At 70.8% G+C, this 2,322-nt stretch carries 1 protein-coding gene; it reads left to right on the forward strand.

What is annotated here, in order from left to right; genetic code table 11:
- The coding region (locus tag LE181_RS29220; RefSeq protein ID WP_225664524.1) for a phosphoenolpyruvate carboxylase at window positions 1-2,322 on the forward strand (2,322 nt) is incomplete at its 5' end.

A 2,322-nucleotide genomic window follows, 5' to 3' on the forward strand; every position in this document is an offset into this window, starting at 1 on the left:
GAGGCGGCCCGGCGCAGCGTCCTCAACAAGCTCCGCCGCATCGCCGAGCTCCTGGACACCATCGCCACCGGCAGCGGCGACAAGCGCCGCACCGACGTCCGGCTGGCGGAGAACATCGACCTGCTCTGGCAGACCGACGAGCTGCGGGTGGCCCGCCCGGAGCCGACCGACGAGGCCCGCAACGCGATCTACTACCTCGACGAGCTGCACGCGAACGCCGTCGGCGACGTCCTGGAGGACCTCGCCGCCGAGCTCGACCGCGTCGGCGTCCCGCTGCCCGCCACCACCCGCCCGCTGACCTTCGGCACCTGGATCGGCGGCGACCGCGACGGCAACCCCAACGTCACCCCCCAGGTCACCTGGGACGTGCTGATACTGCAGCACGAGCACGGCATCACCGACGCCCTCGAACTCGTCGACGTGCTGCGCGGCGCCCTGTCCAACTCCATCCGCAACAGCGGGGCGACCGAGGAGCTCCTGACCTCCCTGCAGCGGGACCTGGAGCTGCTGCCGGAGATCAGCCCGCGCTACAAGCGGCTGAACGCGGAGGAGCCGTATCGCCTGAAGGCGACGTGCATCCGGCAGAAGCTGGTGAACACGCGCGAGCGGCTGGCGAAGGGCACCGCGCACCAGGAGGGCCGGGACTACCGGGGCACCGGCGAGCTGCTGGCCGACCTCCAGCTGATCCAGGACTCGCTGCGGGCGCACCGGGGTGGTCTGATCGCGGACGGCCGGCTGGAGCGGGCGATCCGGACGCTGGCGGCGTTCGGTCTGCACCTGGCGACGATGGACGTGCGTGAGCACGCGGACGCGCACCACCATGCGCTGGGGCAGCTCTTCGACCGGCTGGGCGAGGAGTCCTGGCGGTATGCGGACATGCCGCGTGACTACCGGCGCAAGCTGCTCGCCAAGGAGCTGCGCTCGCGCCGGCCCCTGGCTCCGCGCCCGGCGCCGCTGGATGCGGCGGGTGCGAAGACGCTGGGTGTCTTCGACACCGTTCGCCAGGCGTTGGAGACGTTCGGTCCGGAGATCGTCGAGTCGTACATCATTTCGATGTGTCAGGGTGCGGATGATGTGTTCGCGGCGGCGGTGCTGGCGCGGGAGGCGGGTCTGGTCGATCTGCACGCGGGCTGGGCGAAGATCGGGATCGTGCCGCTGCTGGAGACCACGGACGAGCTGAAGGAAGCCGACCGGCTGCTGGACGAGATGCTCGCCGACCCCTCCTACCGGCGTCTGGTCGCCCTGCGCGGCGACGTGCAGGAAGTGATGCTGGGCTACTCCGACTCCTCGAAGTTCGGGGGCATCACCACCAGCCAGTGGGAGATCCACCGCGCCCAGCGCCGCCTGCGCGACGTCGCCCACCGCTACGGGGTGCGCCTGCGCCTGTTCCACGGCCGTGGTGGCACCGTCGGCCGCGGCGGCGGCCCCACCCACGACGCGATCCTCGCCCAGCCCTGGGGCACCCTGGAGGGCGAGATCAAGGTCACCGAGCAGGGCGAGGTCATCTCCGACAAGTACCTCATCCCCGCCCTCGCCCGCGAGAACCTGGAACTGACCGTCGCGGCCACCCTGCAGGCATCCGCCCTGCACACCTCCCCGCGCCAGTCGGACGAGGCCCTGGCCCGCTGGGACGCGGCCATGGACACCGTCTCCGACGCCGCCCACACCGCCTACCGCCACCTGGTCGAGGACCCCGACCTGCCCGCCTACTTCTTCGCCTCCACGCCCGTCGACCAGCTCGCGGAGCTGCATCTGGGCTCGCGGCCCTCGCGCCGCCCTGATTCGGGGGCGGGGCTGGACGGGCTGCGGGCGATCCCGTGGGTGTTCGGCTGGACCCAGTCACGGCAGATCGTCCCCGGCTGGTTCGGCGTCGGCTCCGGGCTGAAGGCCGCCCGGGAAGCAGGACTGGAACTGGTCCTGGACGAAATGCACACCCACTGGCACTTCTTCCAGAACTTCCTGTCCAACGTCGAGATGACCCTCGCCAAGACCGACCTGCGCATCGCCCAGCACTACGTCGACACCCTCGTCCCCGACGACCTCAAGCACGTCTTCGACGTCATCAAGACCGAGCACGCCCTCACCGTCCAGGAAGTCCTGCGCATCACCGGCGAGAGTGAGCTCCTGGCCGCCAGCCCGGTACTGCGCCAGACGTTCCACATCCGCGACGCCTACCTCGACCCCATCTCCTACCTGCAGGTCACCCTCCTCGACCGCCAGCGCCGCGCAGCCGAACGCGGCGAAACGCCCGATCCGCTGATGTCACGGGCCCTGCTGCTCACCGTCAACGGCGTCGCCGCGGGCCTCCGCAACACCGGCTGA

It is taken from the genome of Streptomyces sichuanensis, from assembly GCF_020328095.1.
GTDB classification, from domain to species: domain Bacteria; phylum Actinomycetota; class Actinomycetes; order Streptomycetales; family Streptomycetaceae; genus Streptomyces; species Streptomyces cinnamoneus.